We start from the raw sequence: 2,893 nt of genomic DNA on the forward strand, positions 1-2,893 counted from the left end.
TGAAAATACAGTTAGTTCAACTTAAAATATGATTTTCTTGGAAAATGAAAGATTAGCTCATAAAAGATCCATGGTGAATAAATTACCAACAATTAGACCTTACAATTAATGTTAGATCTCGCCCTGAGTCGACACCTGATTTAAACCATAGACAGCATCAATTCGGTTACGTTTTAATTTCATCAGATTTAACTCAAGCCAGTCTTGCTGTGCCATGTATTCCATTTTTAACTCTTTTTCGTGAGTTTTAATAAAGGGTGAGGGCTCAACGCCGGCAATAAAGCCGATGGTTAAGCCGCGAATGTCATCAATGGATTGGACTTGCTGTAATGGGTTTGATTTTTTAACGAAAAGAACCGGCTGTGGGGAATAGTAGGGGGCATCAGGAAACTGGAATAGCGGCTCTTTTTCAGACTCTTGCATTAAGGGCAGGGCATCAATTTGGCCTTTTTCTATCATCTTTAACAAACGCATGTAAGGTAATGGGCCAACCCATTCCACCTCATAGTCCATTTGCTTAAATACTTGGTTGAAATAGTTAACGGACGCACCCTGCGCGTTGCTATTTTCTCCCTGATACATATGGGGTGGCAATTCAAAGTAGCCTATCTTGACCTTAGTTGCTAAAGCCTGACCGCCTATCATCAGCTGCAACAGCAGCAAAACGCCGATAATACTGGTTTTCATAAGCTACCTCCAATGACAGTATGGCAGAGTGATAAGCTGAGTTACGAAGTGAGCCTGACGAACAACCGATATTTGATAAATGATTGATTAAATATATAATGCCGCCGGTCTGTGGGGGCGTTATGTGGTTGAAACTATTGGGAAGTAATTATTTTGGTTTGGTGGGGGTTGTCTAAATTGTTTATATTTCACTCATTTTAGTGCAAAAATTTTATTCATATATTTATAGGGATTTACTATGCGGGTTTTCGCTTTGCCATTACTTTTAGCGATGTTGGCTGGCTGTAATGTATCATCCGAATCGCAAGATAATACAGATTATAACCAAGGCAAAACCTTACCCTTGGGAACGTGGGCGAGCCCTTGTCAGTTACGCCAATTTGATGGTGAAGTGCTTGAAACTTTTTGGAGTATGTCGAGTTATACATTTTTGGCTGATTCAGCACGTTATCAAATCACCACTTATACCGACGAGTCTTGCAGCAAAGAATTACAAACCAATCACAGTTATTCGGCGCTAAATGATTATGAATTCGTAGCCCATGTCGATACCTCAAACAACATCCAAGTAGGCCGCTATAAATTGACTCACACAAGTGATCAAGGTGCGATGTCTGTCTTTGATGCCGGTTTTTATTTTGATGGCGACAAACTGTATTTTGCTCGTGAGGACGAAGGTACCTATTATATCGACTACAGTATGCAATATACGAATGTCGAGCTTTAACCAAAGCTAACGCTGGCTGTGTTTGGTTTTAGCCGTTGAAAAAGCGCTCGCCAATCTCGGTTGCAACAAAAATAAAAAGTACAAACAAAATAACATTGACCACAATAATTTGTAGCCATGAAACATGTGGGAAAAAGGGCCCATTTTGTATCGGTGGATTGACTTGGGCTGTCGATGCCAATAGCGCTTGTATCGAGGGCGGAATAGCTAAACTTGTGCTTGCCCCTGCTGTTGTCATTGTAATCGGTGTCGCTGTATTTGGAGCAATGGGTGCCGAAAAAGTCGGATAAGTTTGTTTAGTAGGGCGTTTATTGCTAATCCGCTTAACCTTTATCGGAGTTTGTCGGGCTTTGTCCAGCTGACACCAAGGGCAGCTGCTTCCCCAAAAGGCATGTTCGGCATTGTGTTTACAGTTGTGATATGTGTTTAGCTGCTTGGTCAGTAGCTCGTACCAATCCTTAGCGTTCACTCTCTTTATGCCGGTTAGGCTTTGCTCAAAGGCATAAGTAAGTGCTGCTGGCAGATCTTGATGAATGCTCCATGGTGAGGGATTTATTAAGGGGTGTTTTTTGTGGCCGTATGCAAATAAGCCATGAGCAATTCGAGCTTGGTTATCTGTGGGTAAGCTTTCACCCTTAACCGGCACTCCTTGAAAGGGATGTATCCCGTTGTTTATTAATTGAAATATTATAACAGCTAGGGCGAAGAGATCTTGATTTAGACCTAGCTTCGTAGGAGGCAGATGGTGGCTAAATGCCTCGGGTGCAATATAGCCTGCAGTATATTGATGGGCTGGGTAGCGTGATTTGTTATTACTGGCGATAGCAAACCCATCACAATCTAAAATGGTCACCTCGCCGCTTGTTTTGTGTAGGGTTAGGTTAACTGGCTTTAAATCGATAATGAAATGGCCCACTTGGTGTAAGCTAGCAACACGTTGAGCCAAACTGATTGCTGCTTTTATGCGTAGCAGCGGGTGATGGCTTAAGGCCATATGTTGCCTTAGCTTAGTGGATAAAATATTTTCAAGCTCGGTATGGCTTTGCATATTTATTAGTGGCATAGCGTAACCAAGGAAAGCGTCTTTTAAGTTAGATACCACGGCCACAGGCCAAGCAAAATCCGCTTCAGTCACCTGCTGCGGCGGTTGCTGGATCATTTGCCAAATCTTTTGCTGTCTGACTTTATCCTTTTTGACTTCGTGGTATAGCTTTATCGCCAGTTGTTTCTCTTTACTGATGTATATTGCGCCATCGGCTCCCTGACTTATTGGCGTATCATTTAAGCTTATGAGCCCTTGCTCTCCCGATAAAAAATGTAATCTGTATTTTTTCATCTGCCGGTGCCTAACTCAGGGCGGGATTCCACTTTGTTCAACTTTCAACCAAATATAATCTTTGAACGATATTCGCCGGACCAACCTGACTTTCTACGTTTGGCTGCCAAGCTATCTTTTTCGCTAATATCCTGCTTTATCGC

At 42.2% G+C, this 2,893-nt stretch carries 3 protein-coding genes; 1 reads left to right on the forward strand and 2 read right to left on the reverse strand.

Annotated elements, in window-relative coordinates; translation table 11 throughout:
* Window positions 1-111: 111 nt before the first annotated feature.
* The gene (locus K6Y21_RS20900; protein WP_233073879.1) at window positions 112-687 is read right to left on the reverse strand and encodes a substrate-binding periplasmic protein; all 576 of its coding nucleotides are present in this window, start codon (window positions 685-687) and stop codon (window positions 112-114) included.
* A gap of 238 nt (window positions 688-925) precedes the next feature.
* On the opposite strand from K6Y21_RS20900, the gene K6Y21_RS20905 reads away from it, so the two are divergent.
* Window positions 926-1,414: a hypothetical protein gene (locus tag K6Y21_RS20905; protein WP_233073880.1), complete on the forward strand. Its 489-nt coding sequence runs from the start codon at window positions 926-928 to the stop codon at window positions 1,412-1,414.
* Window positions 1,415-1,442: 28 nt separating this feature from the next.
* Here K6Y21_RS20905 and K6Y21_RS20910 read toward each other — a convergent pair whose 3' ends face one another.
* Window positions 1,443-2,750 carry a protein kinase domain-containing protein gene (locus K6Y21_RS20910; RefSeq protein ID WP_233073881.1) on the reverse strand — a complete coding sequence of 436 codons (1,308 nt, stop codon included), beginning with the start codon at window positions 2,748-2,750 and terminating at the stop codon, window positions 1,443-1,445.
* Between the last annotated feature and the right edge of the window lie 143 nt (window positions 2,751-2,893).

The organism is Motilimonas eburnea (assembly GCF_021295345.1).
Lineage (GTDB): Bacteria > Pseudomonadota > Gammaproteobacteria > Enterobacterales > CBDFNC01 > Motilimonas > Motilimonas eburnea.